This is a genomic window from Bacteroidales bacterium (assembly GCA_016709865.1).
Classification (GTDB): domain Bacteria; phylum Bacteroidota; class Bacteroidia; order Bacteroidales; family VadinHA17; genus LD21.
The window spans coordinates 651,202-667,188 of record JADJLX010000005.1; the positions used below are offsets into that span (position 1 = coordinate 651,202).

15 protein-coding genes and 2 pseudogenes are annotated in these 15,987 nt (G+C 34.7%); all 17 read right to left on the minus strand.

All coding sequences use genetic code 11. The features are described 5' to 3' along the window. The 17 genes and pseudogenes from IPJ16_11370 to IPJ16_11450 all read right to left on the minus strand — a co-directional run bounded on the left by IPJ16_11370 (position 1) and on the right by IPJ16_11450 (position 15,957). Entirely contained in the window at positions 1 to 1,116 is a 1,116-nt protein-coding gene (locus IPJ16_11370; protein MBK7627770.1) for a DegT/DnrJ/EryC1/StrS family aminotransferase, read from the minus strand. Next, positions 1,113 to 1,890: pseudogene (locus IPJ16_11375) on the minus strand (Gfo/Idh/MocA family oxidoreductase). The gene IPJ16_11370 and the pseudogene IPJ16_11375 overlap by 4 nt, the downstream one beginning before the upstream one ends. After that, positions 1,883 to 3,106, minus strand: coding sequence for a glycosyltransferase (locus IPJ16_11380; GenBank protein ID MBK7627771.1), 1,224 nt, complete (start codon positions 3,104 to 3,106; stop codon positions 1,883 to 1,885). The pseudogene IPJ16_11375 and the gene IPJ16_11380 overlap by 8 nt, the downstream one beginning before the upstream one ends. Before the next feature lie 39 nt (positions 3,107 to 3,145). Beyond that, complete coding sequence (locus tag IPJ16_11385) at positions 3,146 to 3,895, minus strand: oligosaccharide flippase family protein (GenBank protein MBK7627772.1); 750 nt, start codon at positions 3,893 to 3,895, stop codon at positions 3,146 to 3,148. A gap of 156 nt (positions 3,896 to 4,051) precedes the next feature. Further along, complete coding sequence (locus tag IPJ16_11390) at positions 4,052 to 4,435, minus strand: oligosaccharide flippase family protein (protein ID MBK7627773.1); 384 nt, start codon at positions 4,433 to 4,435, stop codon at positions 4,052 to 4,054. Between the two features lie 60 nt (positions 4,436 to 4,495). Next, a complete protein-coding gene (wecB, locus tag IPJ16_11395) occupies positions 4,496 to 5,629 on the minus strand; it encodes a UDP-N-acetylglucosamine 2-epimerase (non-hydrolyzing) (protein ID MBK7627774.1) in 1,134 nt (377 codons plus the stop codon). Further along, a complete protein-coding gene (locus IPJ16_11400) occupies positions 5,626 to 6,744 on the minus strand; it encodes an NAD-dependent epimerase/dehydratase family protein (GenBank protein MBK7627775.1) in 1,119 nt (372 codons plus the stop codon). The genes wecB and IPJ16_11400 overlap by 4 nt, the downstream gene beginning before the upstream one ends. Continuing rightward, a pseudogene (locus IPJ16_11405) lies at positions 6,716 to 7,752 on the minus strand (polysaccharide biosynthesis protein). The gene IPJ16_11400 and the pseudogene IPJ16_11405 overlap by 29 nt, the downstream one beginning before the upstream one ends. A gap of 105 nt (positions 7,753 to 7,857) precedes the next feature. Beyond that, complete coding sequence (locus IPJ16_11410; GenBank protein ID MBK7627776.1) at positions 7,858 to 8,676, minus strand: hypothetical protein; 819 nt, start codon at positions 8,674 to 8,676, stop codon at positions 7,858 to 7,860. 220 nt (positions 8,677 to 8,896) lie between these two features. Beyond that, entirely contained in the window at positions 8,897 to 10,006 is a 1,110-nt protein-coding gene (locus IPJ16_11415; GenBank protein ID MBK7627777.1) for a DegT/DnrJ/EryC1/StrS family aminotransferase, read from the minus strand. After that, a complete protein-coding gene (locus tag IPJ16_11420) occupies positions 9,999 to 10,370 on the minus strand; it encodes an FdtA/QdtA family cupin domain-containing protein (GenBank protein ID MBK7627778.1) in 372 nt (123 codons plus the stop codon). Before IPJ16_11420 ends, IPJ16_11415 begins: the two co-directional genes overlap by 8 nt. A gap of 221 nt (positions 10,371 to 10,591) precedes the next feature. Then, on the minus strand, positions 10,592 to 11,392 hold the full coding sequence (locus tag IPJ16_11425; GenBank protein MBK7627779.1) for a methyltransferase, TIGR04325 family: 801 nt from the start codon (positions 11,390 to 11,392) through the stop codon (positions 10,592 to 10,594). Between the two features lies 1 nt (position 11,393). Beyond that, positions 11,394 to 12,530 carry an aminotransferase class I/II-fold pyridoxal phosphate-dependent enzyme gene (locus tag IPJ16_11430; GenBank protein ID MBK7627780.1) on the minus strand — a complete coding sequence of 379 codons (1,137 nt, stop codon included), beginning with the start codon at positions 12,528 to 12,530 and terminating at the stop codon, positions 11,394 to 11,396. Positions 12,531 to 12,577: 47 nt separating this feature from the next. Then, on the minus strand, positions 12,578 to 13,204 hold the full coding sequence (locus IPJ16_11435) for an acetyltransferase (protein MBK7627781.1): 627 nt from the start codon (positions 13,202 to 13,204) through the stop codon (positions 12,578 to 12,580). Positions 13,205 to 13,210: 6 nt separating this feature from the next. Further along, the gene (locus IPJ16_11440; protein ID MBK7627782.1) at positions 13,211 to 13,819 is read right to left on the minus strand and encodes a sugar transferase; all 609 of its coding nucleotides are present in this window, start codon (positions 13,817 to 13,819) and stop codon (positions 13,211 to 13,213) included. 12 nt (positions 13,820 to 13,831) lie between these two features. Beyond that, positions 13,832 to 15,016, minus strand: coding sequence for a glycosyltransferase family 4 protein (locus IPJ16_11445; GenBank protein ID MBK7627783.1), 1,185 nt, complete (start codon positions 15,014 to 15,016; stop codon positions 13,832 to 13,834). Beyond that, the gene (locus tag IPJ16_11450; protein MBK7627784.1) at positions 15,013 to 15,957 is read right to left on the minus strand and encodes a glycosyltransferase family 4 protein; all 945 of its coding nucleotides are present in this window, start codon (positions 15,955 to 15,957) and stop codon (positions 15,013 to 15,015) included. The genes IPJ16_11445 and IPJ16_11450 overlap by 4 nt, the downstream gene beginning before the upstream one ends. Between the last annotated feature and the right edge of the window lie 30 nt (positions 15,958 to 15,987).

The following is a 15,987-nucleotide window of genomic DNA, read 5'->3' on the forward strand; positions in this document are numbered from 1 at the left end:
CTACTTACAATTATTAATAATCCTGCAAATTCTACTTACTTGGTCCTGAGTAATTTCGGGATAGACAGGAATTGAAAGGATCTCATTGGTAAAGTTTGAAGAAACAGGGAAGTCTGAGGTTTTATGTTTCTTATAAAGATACGCATCCAGGAATGGTAAAGCTTTTGGGTAATGAATTCCGCAACTTATATTGTCTCCATTCAAAGCCGTTATCAGTCTTTCACGAATCTGAGTTCTTATAACAAACAGATGAAATACATGTTTCTTGTCATTTTCAAAAAGGGGTAATATTAATCCTGAACTGGTCTTTAAATCTGACATGTAGATATTTGCAGCACCTCTCCTGCTTTCATTCCATTTGTCCAAAAATGGAAGTTTAACACTAAGGATTGCTGCCTGAATCGTATCCAGTCTGCTGTTTCTTCCAATAATTGAATGCAAATGCCGTTCAGCAAGCTGCCCATGATTTGTAAACATCCTGGATCTTTCAGCAACCTCCTTGTTATTAGAAATTATTGCTCCAGCATCACCGAATGCTCCAAGGTTCTTACTTGGAAAAAAGCTGAAGGCCGATGCAATCCCAAAAGTCCCGATTTTCTTCCCTTTGTATTCGGCTCCATGTGCTTGTGCACAATCTTCGATAACAAATAAGCCGTGTTCACCTGCAATAGTCATTATTTCAGTCATATCAGCCGGAGAACCATAAAGATGTACAGGAATTATCGCTTTCGTTTTCTTTGTAATTTTAGCTTTAATCCTGGTGGTGTCAATTGTATAGTTTTCCGGATTAATATCAACGAATACCGGTTCAGCACCAACATTATTTACCGCTTCAGCTGTAGCTATCCATGTCAATGCTGGAACAATAACTTCATCTCCGGCATTAATATTTAATGATCTTAGAATAATTTCGAGTGCATCAGTTCCGTTACCACATCCAACACAAAACTTTGCCCCGATATACTTTGCGAAATCATCTTCAAATGATCCTACAGACTTCCCTCTGATAAAATTATTATCTTCAACACATTGGCTTATTGCAAAATCAATCTCATCTTTCAGAGATATGTATTGTGCTTTAAGATCTACAAGAGGTATTCTTTCAGAGTTTATCATTTAGAGTTATTTTTTGCTGATGTATATATTTTATCAATAATTTCAACAGTTTTTAAACCTTCAAATCCATTTGTAGCTATCCTGCCATGGTTTAAAAGGACCTCAATTACATTCTCATATACTTTGTTATGGTTTGACATTGATCCTACATACTGACCATAGTTATTTGGAGGATTACCTTGTGGGAGGTTTCCAATTTTATAATCCTTGATATTCTGATATTCAAGCTCATTTAAATACTGTCCACCGATTTTTACTGTGCCATTCTCACCAAAAATAGTCAATGAGCCTTCCATATTCTTAGCATAACTGTTCACATTGTAATTTACTGTCGCAATCGCTCCATTAAAGAACTCCAAAATAACAACACCCGTATCCTCAAACTCAATAATCTCACTATGATTGAAATTACCCGTCATGGCTTCTACTTTTCTGACATCACCGAAAAACCAATACAGCAAATCAATAAAATGACTAAATTGTGTATAAAGGGTCCCTCCATCCAGGTTTTTAGTCCCTTTCCAATCAGAATTTGTATAATATTCTGGATTACGGTTCCAAAAACAGTTCAACTGTATACTGAAAATTTTACCAAACCTGTTTTCATCCAGAGCATCTTTAATTGCCTGGACAGGAGGATTATATCTATTCTGTTTGAGCTTTTATTTTATTAATGTCACAAACTGCTTTCAGTTTTGCCTGTTTTGCAATCTGCTCGGCATGTCTTTCAGCAATCCTGCCACAGCCAATCAATGCGAAATTTAGATTACCCATTTTTTCTTTTTTTCTTTAATTCATCGTTAATGATCTCAATAATCTGATTACATCTGTTCTCAACAGTATGTAATGTTAATGTCCTTTTCTGCCCTGCTAAAGCAATCTTCTTTCTTTCATCTTCATTTTCCAGGAGCCATTTTGCCTTTGCTATACAATCTTCTTTATTTTCATAAACAACAACTTCACTACCTACATCAAACAAATCACTCATATTCGATTTATTATCTGTTAACAGGCAACTCCCAACACCGGTAACCTCAAACATCCTCATGTTGCCGGCAAAGTTGCCTGCGACACCTATATGGTAATTCAATACTACTTTTGAATCATGAAATAACTGATACATATCAATACCAAAGACAGGGAGTTGTTTTTTTGCAAGCAATCCTTCCGAATATTGTTTTACAGCAGTTTTATTTGATTCAAGAACAGGGAAATACTTCTTTAACCAGGTCATATTACTTTTATCAAGAAACTGATTTGTTTTATAGAGTATCTGTTTTGCAGCAATTTTATTTTTTGACTCCAGATTTACGTATAAATCAATATCAATACCTGAATTAAGAAGCCCTTCTATCAGTTCTATTCTCTCCCCATGGAATCCGGTTCCAGTAGCAAGAGATCCGGAGAATATAAAATTTCCCTGAATAGCTCCCTCTCTATGCGTAATACGTTTCAGGATGCCCTGATCGAAACCATGATAAACCAGATATGACCGGAAACCCTTTCTAATAATATCCTCTTTTAAACCGGGTGTACATGTAATAACAAAATCGACATACTTTAGACGCTCCAGTATTTTTGGTCCCATGGGCGAACAGTGATATGCAATTATGAGAGAAATGCTCTTGACTTTATTTCTGATATTCTCAAGCCAGGATGTATCAGTAAAGCTTAGATTTTCAATCCAGAGTACGTCTGGTTGGAATTTCTTAACCTGTTCAAACAAAACCTGTTCAGGCTTATCACTTTTATTCCCATTTTCCAATTTCCACTTAGTCTGAAGATCATGAGAGTTAGCTATTACACATTTCGTCTCGAGTCCAAGATCACTAAAAGTCTTGGTATAAGCACCGGCAAATTCCGTAGTATCTTCAAGTAAAAGATCATAATGTGCTGCATAAGGCATGTTTTCTGATGAGTCAAAACGACTTCTAAATGATTCCAGATAACCCGGATACATTGTGCTTATTGTGAATAGTTTAAAGCTCATCTAATGGAGAAATGGAATATTGGAAGAAGTGAGCGCAAATCATATCGATAGAGTCTTTATCTTTCGTTCGTAACCAAAAACAATGTACAACATCATTGTAATAATTACAAGGTAACAAATTACCTCAATTGAAACGTAAATACGAAGAAAATCAAGAAAGTCATATTTGCTGAAAAGTGTAAGTGAAAGAATTGAAATAAAGTAAAACAACTGCCAAATGCTCAGTAATTTTATCTTGTTCATTGAAATAAAAATGGCGCTGAAGGAGGCCACAAAAAAGTTCAGAGCATAAGACCAGACAAGAATCTGGGATATTTTCCCTGAGAATGCATTTCCCTCACCAAAACCGATTTTAAATATCTGAACACCAAAAAATCTAATAACAATTATTTCAGTTACTCCGATAACTGATACAACTCCAAGTATCAGAAGCAAATCTTTCTTTAAGGTTTTCCGATCTCTGAATTTTTCTGAGAGGCTCTGCAGCAGAACATTCGATATTGATGTGGCAATAAGTGCCAATGGAATAGAAAGCAATAATCTGGAAAGGTCAAAAAAACCAGTCATTTCGGCAGAATAAAACTTATTCACAAGGAGTACAGGAAGGAGAAAGCTACAAGCACTCATGAGACTTGGAATTACATTGAATTTTGGAAATTCCGAATATTTTTGAGCGACATATTTAATTTTTTCAGTACTAAGAAGACTTAATGAGAGCCCCCGTTTGGCTCCCTGGAGAATACCTGAAATTATGTTTGCAACATGACCAATCAGGTCTCCATATATTATACCATGAGAATTATTTAAAACTTAAAACCAAGCTGCCCAACTCCCTCAAATCCTCTTCGTACAAACTTATTTATTGAAACAGGAAGGAATGCTTTTCTCTTATTAACCAGTTATTTATACTCTGGTAGAAACTGTAAAAAAAAATGCCCAGAGGCACTAAAAGAGATATTCAGAATACTTCTCAGGCAGGTTGAAAAAGCTGAGAAACTGTGGCTGCCATATTATAATAACCAGTAATAAAACAACATTGAATGCCAGATTAATTAGTACAGTTAAAAAAAATATATTAACAGCATCCTTATTCTTTCTAGGTAAGATTATAGCCAAATCATATTTGAATGATGAGATAATTGCCAGTATCCCAACCAGGCTAAGATACACCGCATAAGCACCGAAGATCTCAGCAGAATAAAATCGCCTGAGTATAGGTTGAAGCAGAATGGGGATTAACTGCGCGATAGCAGTTCCAGAGACAAGGATGGATGTATTCTTAAGTAATTCTGATCTTTTAAGAGACTGGAAAAGTTCTGCCCTGGTCATCAAAGATCAGAATAAAGACAAATGATAAAAGTAAAAAGACAAAAGTAGAACCTATTTGATCTATTTCTTCCAGACATTTGTATTAATATAATCTATATAAGAGAGGATTATCCTGACCACTTTATCTGAAACATTTGGCATTGAGTAGTCATTAACAAGTCTTAATGAGCGGACTTCTCCCCTCTTTTGATCCTTTAAAATTGATAATCCTTGCGAAATACGATCATATTTAAGTCCAACCATCATAACTGATGCCTCTTCCATAGCTTCAGGGCGTTCATGAGCCTCACGGATATTCAGGGCCGGAAAATTCAATATTGATGATTCCTCAGAGATAGTCCCGCTATCAGATAATACAGCAGAAGCATTCATTTGGAGATAAACATAGTCAAGAAAACCAAAGGGTTTACTTAATACTACTAACTTATCAAACTTAATTCCTTTTGCTTCTATCTGTTTGCGGGTTCTGGGATGTGTGGATACAATGACAGGTAATTTGAATTCTGCTGCAATTGAATTTATTGAATTTACCAAATCATTGAAATTTACCTCTGAGTTCACATTTTCTTCCCTGTGTGCTGAAAAGACAAAATATTTTTCTTTTTCTAATCCAAGTTCTGAAAGTGCCTTTGACTTTTTAATGTTGTTAAGAAAGTGATTTAGAACTTCAAACATAGGGCTGCCTGTTTTGATTATCCTGTCGGCAGAAAGCCCTTCTCTAAGAAGATATTCCCTGGCAATATCACTGTAAGTTAGATTTATATCACTTATATGGTCAACAATTTTCCTGTTAGTCTCTTCCGGAACACGCTGGTCGAAGCATCTGTTACCAGCTTCCATATGAAATACCGGGATCTTTCTCTTTTTTGCAGGGATTGCACACAGGCAGCTGTTTGTATCTCCCAGAACAAGAAAGGCATCCGGCTTTTCCTTTTCCAATACAGGATCAATGTTTATTATTACTTTCCCAATGGTCTCAGTTGCAGTAGCACCAGCAGCATTTAGAAAATAATCCGGTTTTCTGAGTTCCAGATCTTCAAAAAATATTTCATTTAATTCATAATCATAATTTTGTCCGGTATGAACCAAAATATGCTCAATCGCAGCAGTTTGATCCAGTTTGGCAAGTACCCTTGATAATCTGATTATTTCTGGTCGTGTACCAACTACTGTAAGGACTTTAATTTTCTTCATTTTACTACTTTCTCAAAAAAGGTATCAGGATTCTCCTTATCAAAAGGCTCATTTGCCCAAAAAAGTGTAATAAGCTCATCAGAACCAGTGTTTGTAATCGAGTGAGTATATCCGGGTAAGATATTTACGACTGATGGTTCTTCTCCATTTACAAAATACTCATGTGTTTCATCAGTTATCAAATGTCGGAATTTAATAACAGCGCTACCCTCAATCACACAGAATTTCTCATTTTTAAGATGATGAAAATGATTTCCTCTTGTAATGCCAGGATTTGTTTTAGAGATGAAAATTTGTCCAAGTGATTTTGATTTTATTAACTCAAACAAATAACCCCTATCATCATTTTGCCTGACAACAGGATATTGTGCATTTTCAAGCGGGATATATGACAAATATGTAGAATGAAGTTTCCGGGTAAAGTCACCCTCCATATTAGGGATCATGACTGAGGCGGACATATTCTGAAATGATTTTATTAAATCTGCAATTTCACCCAAAGTAACTTTATATGAAGGGCTGACTGACAAGAAAGAAGAATTTTGCTCCTCTCTGTTTCCTGACAATAATTGCTTGAAAACTTTAACTATGTCATCAACATGAATGAGAGATATTTCTTTATTTCTATCAGAGATGACTATCTCTTTCCCATTTGCAATATTATAACAGAACGTCGCTACAACTGAGTTATAATTGGGTTTGCACCATTTTCCAAAAACATTAGTAAATCTATAAATATATCCAACTCCACCTAAGTTACGATACTTATTTAGATGCGATTCAGCTTCAAGTTTACTGCGACCATAATCATTATCAAGCTCAGCCTGAGTGGAGGAAGAAAGGATAATTGGGACAAACTTCTTTTTATCTATAAGATAATTAACAATGAACTCTGTTAGTTCTGTATTATGTTTACTGAAATCACTAACATCTACCGGTCTGTTAACTCCTGCAAGATGAAAAACGAAATCAATGTTATCAAGGGTCTTCTTCAGATAGTCCCTATTATGTTTAATATCAAATTCAAATACCTCAATATCAGGCATAAATCGAAGGTGAATCAGAAGATTTTTCCCAATAAAACCATCAGAACCCGTTATAAGAACTTTTTTCATATCCGGTTGCCTTTAATTCATTTTGAACATAATCAAGCTTCAACAAAAGTTTCTTTATAGCAGGAATACCCAGTATAGTAGTATTATGAGAAGTGTAATCTTCCTTTGCAGAGGTTTCCACAATACCATCAACAAAATAACCATCATAATTTAGGTCCCTGTTATCTGAAGGAACCCTGAAATAATTACCCATATCTTCAGCTTTCACCATCTCTTCACGACTAAGTAATGTCTCATAGAGTTTTTCACCATGTCGTGTTCCAATAACACCAACGTTACTTCTTGAATTAAAGAGTTCAATTATTGCCTGAGCAAGATCTCCAACAGTTGAGGCTGGTGCTTTCTGGACAAAAATATCTCCCGGATTTCCATTTTGAAAAGCAAAAAGCACCAGATCAAGTGATTCATCAAGAGACATCAGGAACCTTGTCATTGAGGGGTCTGTGACAGTTAATGTTTTATTTTCCTTAGCCTGTTTTATAAACAAAGGAATAACTGAACCTCTGGAAGCCATTACATTTCCATAACGTGTGCAGCAAAAAACAGTTTCTGTTGAAACCCTGCTGGAAGCAATAATAATTTTCTCCATCATAGCTTTAGATATTCCCATTGCATTTACAGGATAAACGGCTTTATCTGTACTAAGAGAGATGAAACGCTTTACTTTATTTGCAATTGCTGCCTTGGCAACATTCTCGCTTCCCATAATGTTTGTGAGAACGGCCTGACTAGGGTAAAACTCGCAAGAAGGAACCTGTTTAAGAGCAGCAGCATGAAAAACAAAATCTACCCCCACCATAGCATTATTTATGCTGTCATAATCTCTTACATCACCAATATAATATTTGATTTTTGGTTATTATAAACCCTGCGCATATCATCCTGCTTCTTCTCATCACGCGAAAAAATCCTGATTTCCTTGATTTCAGTATTTATGGATCTTTTCAGGACTGCATTTCCAAAGGAACCTGTTCCGCCTGTAATAAGTAATACCTTATTCTTATACATATTTTTAATAAGTTTGTTATTAATTATTTCTATGTAAATCTATTAACCACAAAGGTCACAAAGGATCTACACAAAGTACACAAAGAATATATTTAATCATTTTTATTACTTATCTGATTTTAGATCTATCTTCTCATTTATAAAGAACTTCATGACTGAATGGAATACTCTTTTCCTCAGACTTTCCTTATGTGTCATCTTTTCCATTTTCATATTATCTAATCCAAAAGACTCGAGAAGTTTTACGTACTCAGTATAAATCTCAAGCAAAACTTTTTTTATAGAAACAAAAGCATATATTGAACCGGCATTCCATATAGTATCACTTTCTTTTCGTAATGAAGAGAAGTGATAAATAATCAATGGTTCTCCATTTACGAAATATCGTTCATTCTGTTTTGTAAACTTATAGTTAGTAGCATTCCAGTGACATACATTTACTCCGATGTTCTCAATTATCTTCACTCCTTCATATCGTTCAGGCCATGAATCGAGGAAGATCTGATCTGAAAAGAATTTCAGTTTATATCCGGGTATCTCAGGATACCAACTATCACAGTCTGACTTCCAATCTCTCAGACATTTTAAACCAGTTTCTGAGTTTCGGAATAAATTAACACCTACATTGTATTTACCGTAGCTTCTTGTAAATAGGTCTATAATAGGATGAAGCCGGTGGGAGCAAAATCCAACTGAGGAATCCGAAAACTCTTCATATAAGGAATTCAATGAGTCATAAACGTATACATCCGCATCAAGATAAAGCAATATATTAATCCCGGGATACTTTTCGATTAAATATAAGCAGAGATTGGGTGTCGCACTAAAATAATATTGCTTTTTATCTTCAAATTTCAATATTGAAGTATTAAAATAAGTATTATACTCATCAATGGAGATTGGAGTAAGGTTCTTATCATTCAAATTTTAAGAAATTCATATGATTCCTTATCAAAAGTGAGTACAAAAAATCAAAATCTTTATGATACTGTTTTACAGAATAGAATAATGCCAATCCTCTGGGCAAAAAATTAATATCAAAATAGGTACAGATGTATTTCTTATCAATCATTTATAAAATGGCTTAAAGGCGTAAAGGCGCAGAGGCACAACGGCGCAAAGGCAATATTTAGGTTTGAGCATATCAATTCCTTTTTAGTGCAAAGTGATTCATTACATCGCAGACTCTGTAAATTTCATCTTCTGTATTTCCGTAGGATATTGGCAGACTTAAGATAGTGTCATGTATTTCCTTTGCAATTGGAGAAATCTGGTTATCTATGATTCCTTTCATTGCAGTTTGTAAATAGGGAGGAATCGGGTAATGAATCTCTGAATGTATACCATTTTCTCGTAAATATGCCTTGAGTTTGTCTCGGTCGGGAGTCCTGATATTGTAAATATGAAATACATCGTGAAACCTGTCTTCCAGCACAGGTTTAATAAATGTGTCATTAAGATTTTCAAAATATATGTTCGCCAATCGTCTCTTATGTTCTGTAATCTTATTAAGGTGTTTTAGTTTAACTCTCAGGAATGCAGCCTGAATTTCATCCAATCTGGAATTGACACCAATCATGTCATTCTTATATTTTACTTTTGACCCATAATTCCTGATGATTTTTGCGGTATCATAGTAGTCTTCATTATTTGTGATCAGCGCCCCGGCATCGCCGAGTGCACCCAGATTTTTTGTAGGATAAAAGCTATATGCTCCAAAATCTCCAAAAGTTCCCGCCATTCTGTTTTCAAAAGTAGCTCCATGAGCCTGGGCACAGTCTTCAATGACTTTTAGATTGTGTACTTTGGCTATTCCCAACACTTTATCCATTTCACAGCATTTGCCGTATAAATGGACAACCATAATTGCTTTTGTTTTTGATGTAACTTTTTCAGAAATTTTGCTTGGATTTATGTTGTATGTCAGTATATCCGGTTCAACTAATATTGGCTTAAGTCCATTGTTTATGATGGAGAGAATTGTAGCAATATAAGTATTCGAAGGTACTATGATCTCACTTCCTTTCTTAAAATTTAAAACCCGCAGAGCGATTGATAAAGCGTCCAAACCTGAAGCTAAACCTGCACAATACCGTGAACCACAATATGCTGAGAATTCTTCTTCAAATTTATTGACATTAGTGCCCAGAATAAACCATCCAGAATCAAGAACCTGAGCAAATTCCCTCTTGTAATCTTCAAGAAACTCCTGATTTGACTTATTTAGATTTTCGTATAATATCTCTTTACTCATATGGTTCAAAAATATAATCGTCTGCATCATAATATTCTGAAGCGAAAACCATAAGTATGCAATCTTTAGTAAACCTATCCATCCAATGATAGTCTTCAGGGTTAATAATCAAGCATTTTGATGGCGAATCCAACAAATATTCTTCAACTTGTTGGCCTTCTCCAGACTGACTAACTATTCTGCATTTTCCCTGCAATACCAACGCAGCCTGAATGGTCTGTTTGTGTCGATGAAATCCCCGATCAGAATTATCAACGCCGTAAATGTAAAATACTCTTTTAATTGCAAAAGGGATAACTTTCTCGATAACGGTCAGATTTCCTCTGTGGTCTGTGAAGGTTTTAAGATTGACTAGGTGGGCCATTGTAATGTTGGTTTTTAAACTCGAGGTAACAAAGAAAACGGAAATAATCAACCACCCCGGCCGGGAAAAAGGGCCTCTTAAAAGCAAGATAATCAGCACTCCCGGCCACCCCTCCTTCAAAAGGAGGGGAGACTTTTACTTATTCAATGAAGCCAATTTTTAAACATTAAAGAAATAGACTCTTATTATATCTAATATCTCTTTATGATGAATAATCAGATTCAACATTTTCTTTTGAATAAATACCCTTTATAAAGAGATTTTATATTTATCCTTTCATTAATATCAAAGTCATAGACTAAATCGTATTTTTCCTTAAACAAACTCAGAAACCTGGATTCACTGAGAAACCAGCAGCAGTAAGAGGCTTTATAAATCTTCTTTGGCACTGTTTGTATGGTAAGTCTATCAATGTCATTTTCTATAAACAGAGACCTGTCAAATAATATGTAATCAAACTGTTTCGAGATAATCTCTTCAAGAAGTTCATATGGCTTCTCAATGTACTGTATTACACTGGAAAGCAAGATCACATTAATTTTATATTTAAGCAGACACTCGTCTATCGAATAATAAAAATGAAGATTTTCATCTTCAAATGACTTAATACCTTCATTAACAAAATGTTTCTGCTCAACAATACACCAATTATGTTCTGATAGAGATTTTATAAAGGAGAGGTTTTGGAAATAACTTGTACCCAGAGCACCTCCGAAATCCAAGACATTAAGTTTATTATTGTTCTGATTGGCAATCCACAATAATGAAGCAAGAAGAGGAAATGAATATACTTTCTTGTCAAATGGAACAGAGTCCCGTTCAAAGGGAATTTCACCATTTTTTACTTTCAAAGCATTGTTCAGAACCTTATCAAGGATCTGCTTTTCATCATATCCCTTGCATTTTGACTTTGCTTCGTTCCAGGATTTGTAATTTCCATGCCAACCGTAGAAGATTCCAGAGCATTTGCTTATCAGATAATCTGAAAATACTGTTTTAATTAAGGTTTTAAAAAACTTCATTTCATTTTTTCAAAATAGAGGAAATGCAATCGACTATTCTTTTAAAGTCACCATCAGACAAATTGCTGCCTGATGGCAGACATAATCCACTGACAAAAAGATTATAGGAAACATCATTTATATATGATGGACAGGATAAGAATACAGGTTGAATATGGAGCGGTTTCCAAAGTGGTCGTGATTCGATATTCTCTTTTTCAAGGCCCAGGCGAATGTCCTCACGGGTTATTCCATTACAATAATCAGGATCAACGACAATTGTTGTAAGCCACCTGTTAGACTTAAATTTTTCAGACGGTTCTTTATGGAATTTTATCCCTTCAAATAATGATAAAGCATCAACATATTTATGGAAGTTTTTTCTACGACTGTCTACTCGTGAATCTAATACTTCAAGCTGCCCTAATCCAATACCGGCAAGGATATTGCTTAGTCTGTAATTATAACCTATCTGTGAATGCTGATAATGCACAGCTTTATCGGCGGCCTGAGTTGATAAAAATCTGGCATGATCTACATATTCTTTATTGTTCGAAACAATAGCTCCGCCTCCGGCTGTTGTAATTATTTTATTTCCATTAAATGAAAGAATACTAATATCTCCAAAAGATCCACACTTTCTGTTATCATATTCGCTTCCTATTGCTTCTGCTGCATCTTCAATAATAGGAACATTATATTTTGATGCAACAGCAACCAGTTCATCAATTTTAGCAGGCATTCCATACAGATGAACAAGGATTATAGCTTTGGGTTTTTTGCCAATCTTAATTCTGTCTTTAATGGCTTCTTCCAATAAAACAGGATCCATATTCCAGGTCTCTGGCTCACTATCGATAAAGACAGGTGTTGCTCCAAGATAGACAATTGGATTGGCTGAGGCGGCAAAGGTGAATGAAGAACAAAGCACTTCATCACCATGTTTTACACCTAAAACTATCAAAGCAAGGTGGATCGCAGCAGAACCAGAAGAGAGTGCTGCGCAGCTTTTAACAGATAAGTAATGTGCAAGTTCTTTTTCGAATCTATCAACATTTGGACCTAATGGTGCAATCCAATTAGTAGCAAATGCTTCATTGATAAATTTCATTTCTTCACCACTCATATGAGGAGAAGAGAGCCAGATTTTTTGATTCATATTGTAATCTTCTTATATTCGACTTTACTTATTTTGGACAAACCTGATTAAGAATCGATATTACTATTCGGATAGCAATTATTTTTTTTAATTATTCTTCCCGGATTTCCAACAACAACTGAAAAGTCAGGGACATCTCTGATTATAACGCATCCAGCACCGATAATACACCATTTTCCTATTCTTATGTTCTGTATTACGGAAGCTCCGGTTCCAACATGGGAACCTTCTCCGATGTTAACATTCCCGGAGATGGAACATCCTGGCGAGATATGGACAAAATCTTCAAGGAAACAATCATGATCCACAGCAGCATTTGTGTTAATAATAACGTGATTCCCCAGAATAGTACCTGAATTTACAGATACACCTGGCATTATAACTGAACCTTTACCGATAACTGATCTTCTTGATATAGAACTACTAACATCAATAGCGACACCAAAATTTACGCTTCCAATTTTATCTACTACTAACTTTCCTGTTACATTATCACCAATTGAGACAATCAATTCAGAATTCAATATAAGATATTGGTCAAATATCAAACATTTATAACCGAAAAGGCTTGAAATATCAGGATTGTCGTCAAACAATCCTTCAATAGAAATTCCTGAATTCTCCAAAATTTCAATGACTACTTTCCCATGCCCTGAAGAACCGTACAAATACATCTTAAGCTATAATTTATTTCCCTTAAACTTTTCGATAGTCGCATATCCTTTCGAACTTATACCTTCCGAAAGAATAACTTTCTTTAAAGTCAAAACGAAGATTTTTAAATCTAACTGGAATGATATATTATCAACATACCAGTTATCGTATTCAAACTTTTTTTCCCATGATATTGCATTTCTTCCATTTACCTGCGCCCATCCTGTTATTCCTGGTTTTACTACATGCCTCCTATTTTGCTCTTCATTATATAGTGGCAGATATTCCACCAAAAGCGGACGGGGACCGATGAAGCTGAGGTCTCCTTTTAATATATTTATAAGCTGAGGTAACTCATCTAAGCTAGTCTTCCTTAAAATTATCCCTAATTTTGTAAGTCTCTCTTTATCTTCCATTAAATTGCCAACATGATCTCTCCTAACATTCATTGTTCTGAACTTGTACAATTTAAATATCTTTTTGTACAAACCGGGCCGCTCTTGAATGAATAATACCGGTGTCCCCAAATTAAAATGGACCAGAATACCAATAATTAACAAAAATGGGGAAAAGATCAGTAACAGGAATAAAGCAAAAGTATAATCAAGCAGTGGTTTTAGAATAGATTTATACATACTTTACTTTAATCAGGATTTCAATTTCTCGTTTATAATCTGAAACGCTTTTTCAGCTGTACAGTTCTTCCTAAGATACGAGTAACCATTCTCACCCATTGATGTTCTTAAATCTTTATTCTTATATAACCGTTCAAAATTACCTTTATAAGATTTCAAATCGCCGGTAATCGACCATAGACCACTACCGGACTCTTCCAGTAAATTATTAAAATCTGTATTTCTATCTATCGCAGCCAGAATTGGGATCTTTGCTTCCCAATAAGCTAATGTCCGTGATGGTATGTTTGGTATTGTAAATCTACCGTCAAGGTTTATAAGTCCAATATCACAAACTTTTACTAATTCGTGATATTGTGACCGAGGTAATGAATCTTTAATAATTACATTTTTCAAATTCATCTTGTGAACTAGATGCATTATTCTTTTCTTCTCGGTGCCTTCTCCAATTATAAGAAACACAACATCATCGAGATAAGTAATATCTATAGCCAGCTCGAGAATAAAGTCAATTTGCTGAGGTCTGCCAAGATTGCCTCCGTATAATGCAATGAACTTATTATCTAAACCATATTTGCTTTTCAAAGTTGCATCAGGATTTGTATCCATACTTACATTTTTCCAATTAGGTAATAAGTGAAGTTTACCAGTTTTAATCTCAGGATTATGCTCCTTTATATATGAAATATTGCCCTGGGACATGCAGCCAATATAATCTGAGATTGCATATAGTTTTTTTTCCTGTCTACGAAAATAGGCTTTTAAAAATGGATTCCTTATTATCCCTAAATCAATTGCATTTTGAGGAAATATATCCCTCAATATCAGATATATTTTTGCATTATACTTTCTTCTAATTTTTTTTAAAGTCTGCAAATATGTTACTGGTGGAGTTGGAACAATTAAAGCATCAAATGAAACTCCGTCATAATACTTTTCTATTGACATAGAAATCTGGAAAGGCAAAATGAGGTTAGCCAATCCTTTCATTATAAATGAAGTATTAAATAGTTCGAAAGTCTTTACTCTTAGAACATTTATATTCTGTTCTATACTAATAGTAGTTTCTTTTGGGCCATTTGCAACTGCAACAGAAACATCATTTCCGTTGGAATAAAACTCTTGTGTTAAATCAGTGTACATTGATGTATTTACTTCAACATTAGGATAGGCAATCATCAGAAACAGGATTTTCATACTTTTCCAAATGGCATTCGCCTGTCTATCAATTTGGTGATGGCGTATAAAACCAAAATATTAAGAATAAACAATGGAATTAGAAGGAAGTCATAAATTCTTGATAAAAAAACTAATCCAATAATTATTAAATTCACCAAGATTGAAAACAGTAATGTTATTCTATGTGAAAATCCAGATTGAGTAATTCTCTGATATGCATGTTTTTTATGAGCTGTTGTCAGTTTTTCATTATTCCTCCATCTCCTGTATAATGTAAGTGTTGCATCAAACCAAAAAAGTGAAGTCAGCATAATCCAATGAATTATTGATAATTGAGTTTCATTGTGAAAATATATGCCTAATACAATTAGAATGAAACCTAGTTGGGTACTTCCAATATCACCCATAAAAATCTTTGCTTTTGGCCAGTTCCAGATTAAGAATCCCAGGACAGAAAAGATCAGTATGAAGTTAACTATGTTGCCAGTAAATATGTACATCACCAATGAAATTAGGATTGCCTCGATTGATGCATAACCATCAATCCCATCAAGAAAATTAAAGAGATTTATAAACCAGACAATTCCTATTACAACGATGATATCAATTAAAAAAGATGGGGCTATCTTAAATAATGTAAGATCAACTATTCCAAGACCCTTAAGCATTACAAGTGATATTGATGCAGTAACAACCTGAATAACTAATCTATATATAGGCTTGATATTAATAAGATCATCGATAAGGCTTATACCAGCGAGAAGCAATCCAGGCATAAATGCTAGATAGAATCTTTCATACAGGTGACCGGTAAAGTATAATACAGACAAGCCTGTATACCATGTAATTACAATTGCCAGCCCTCCTCCACGGGGAGTTGGAGCTGTATGTGAACTTCTGTCATTTGGGATATCCAAAATCTTATATCTAAGCGCATATAGTCTTATCAGATAAGTCATTATAAACGACACTAATAAAATAAGGCCAGA